Here is a 1,210-nt window from a genome sequence, read left to right as displayed (position 1 = left end):
TCACACCCGTTCCCATGCCGAACACGGAAGTTAAGCACTTGAACGCCGAAAGTAGTTGGGGGCTTCCCCCTGTGAGGATAGGACGTTGCCAGGCATACTTTTTTAATAAAGTATTTGACAATTTTGACTGATTGATATAGTATTATAGAAGTCGTCAAGTTACCACGGTCCTGTGGTGTAGCGGTTAACATGCCTGCCTGTCACGCAGGAGATCGCGGGTTCGAATCCCGTCAGGACCGCCATTTTTATTTACCGAAACTTTTTAGTATGGCTTTGTAGCTCAGTCGGTAGAGCAGAGGACTGAAAATCCTCGTGTCGGCGGTTCGATTCCGTCCAAAGCCACCATTACACCTGCCGGTGTAGCTCAGCTGGTAGAGCAACTGACTTGTAATCAGTAGGTCGCGGGTTCGACTCCTGTTGCCGGCACCATCTTAATATGGCGGTTGTGGCGAAGTGGTTAACGCACCGGATTGTGATTCCGGCATTCGTGGGTTCAATTCCCATCAGTCGCCCCATTTTATTTTAACTTAATACTATTTGTGTCATTAGCTCAGTTGGTAGAGCATCTGACTTTTAATCAGAGGGTCGCAGGTTCGAATCCTGCATGACACACCATTTTTTTATGCGGGTGTGGCGGAATTGGTAGACGCGCTAGATTTAGGATCTAGTGTCTTTGACGTGGGGGTTCAAGTCCCTTCACCCGTACCATTATATGTATGCGGAAGTAGTTCAGTGGTAGAATACGACCTTGCCAAGGTCGGGGTCGCGGGTTCGAATCCCGTCTTCCGCTCCAATTTTTCATCTAAGAAACATCAAATAGCATAATTTGCGGTCGTGGCGGAATGGTAGACGCGCTAGGTTGAGGGCCTAGTGGTGGCAACACTGTGGAGGTTCAAGTCCTCTCGACCGCACTTATTATGCACCCTTAGCTCAGCTGGATAGAGTACTTGACTACGAATCAAGGGGTCGGGAGTTCGAATCTCTCAGGGTGCACTTTTCGGGAAGTAGCTCAGCTTGGTAGAGCACTTGGTTTGGGACCAAGGGGTCGCAGGTTCGAATCCTGTCTTCCCGACCATTATTTTTCATATCGGACTTTGAAAACTGAACGATGAGGCAAAAAACGTATCTTCGGATACAAACAATGAATGAAGCGCAAGCTTCGTCAACGTGACTTTGGTCACAAAAACGAGCAAGTCAAACACTTTATGGA

The 1,210-nt window shown here is 48.0% G+C and carries 10 tRNA genes and 1 rRNA gene; all 11 read left to right on the top strand.

The window, feature by feature from the left end:
- Window positions 1-94 (top strand): 5S ribosomal RNA (gene rrf / locus ABIC15_RS15280); the annotation flags it as partial.
- A gap of 72 nt (window positions 95-166) precedes the next feature.
- Window positions 167-242 (top strand) — tRNA-Asp (locus ABIC15_RS15275).
- A 27-nt stretch (window positions 243-269) separates the two neighbouring features.
- A tRNA-Phe gene (locus ABIC15_RS15270) sits at window positions 270-345 on the top strand.
- Window positions 346-353: 8 nt separating this feature from the next.
- Window positions 354-429 (top strand) — tRNA-Thr (locus tag ABIC15_RS15265).
- A 10-nt stretch (window positions 430-439) separates the two neighbouring features.
- Window positions 440-515: transfer RNA gene (locus tag ABIC15_RS15260), tRNA-His, on the top strand.
- A 24-nt stretch (window positions 516-539) separates the two neighbouring features.
- Window positions 540-615: transfer RNA gene (locus ABIC15_RS15255), tRNA-Lys, on the top strand.
- Between the two features lie 9 nt (window positions 616-624).
- Window positions 625-708, top strand: a tRNA-Leu gene (locus ABIC15_RS15250).
- A gap of 10 nt (window positions 709-718) precedes the next feature.
- A tRNA-Gly gene (locus ABIC15_RS15245) sits at window positions 719-793 on the top strand.
- 35 nt (window positions 794-828) lie between these two features.
- Window positions 829-911, top strand: a tRNA-Leu gene (locus ABIC15_RS15240).
- An 8-nt stretch (window positions 912-919) separates the two neighbouring features.
- Window positions 920-993, top strand: a tRNA-Arg gene (locus ABIC15_RS15235).
- A 5-nt stretch (window positions 994-998) separates the two neighbouring features.
- Window positions 999-1,075 (top strand) — tRNA-Pro (locus tag ABIC15_RS15230).
- Window positions 1,076-1,210 lie beyond the last annotated feature (135 nt).

It is taken from the genome of Exiguobacterium sp. PvP048 (genome assembly GCF_040549175.1).
Lineage (GTDB): Bacteria > Bacillota > Bacilli > Exiguobacteriales > Exiguobacteriaceae > Exiguobacterium_A > Exiguobacterium_A artemiae.
Note: the sequence above shows the minus strand (reverse complement) of the source record. Positions and strands in the feature narration are given on the sequence as shown.